At 46.7% G+C, this 495-nt stretch carries 1 tRNA gene and 1 rRNA gene; both read right to left on the minus strand.

Annotated features, from left to right (window positions below):
- A 23S ribosomal RNA gene (locus tag IB249_RS29580) occupies positions 1–176 on the minus strand; the annotation flags it as partial.
- Between the two features lie 243 nt (positions 177–419).
- A tRNA-Ala gene (locus IB249_RS29585) sits at positions 420–495 on the minus strand.

Raw genomic sequence — 495 nt, forward strand, 5'->3', positions numbered from 1 at the left:
TCTTAAGCCTATGTATTCAGCTTAAGATAACCATCTTATGATGGCTGGGTTCCCCCATTCAGACATCTCCGGATCAAAGTCTGTTTGCCGACTCCCCGAAGCTTTTCGCAGGCTACCACGTCTTTCATCGCCTCTGACTGCCAAGGCATCCACCGTATGCGCTTCTTCACTTGACCATATAACCCCAAGCAATCTGGTTATACTGTGAAGACGACATTCGCCGAAAATTCGCAAAACTCTTAAGAGTCACTCACAAATTTTACCTTAGCCTGATCCGTTACCAGTGAAAGTAACGTCCAGTCTATCTTTCTATCACATACCCAAATTTTTAAAGAACGAACTAGTCAAAGACTAGAAATCAACATTCATCATCACGTCGATGGAATGCTCATTTCTAAGCTTTACTTCAGAAGCAGTAGTGGTGGAGCCAAGCGGGATCGAACCGCTGACCTCCTGCGTGCAAGGCAGGCGCTCTCCCAGCTGAGCTATGGCCCC

The sequence above is a fragment of the Pseudomonas sp. PDM04 genome (assembly GCF_014851765.1).
Classification (GTDB): Bacteria; Pseudomonadota; Gammaproteobacteria; order Pseudomonadales; family Pseudomonadaceae; genus Aquipseudomonas.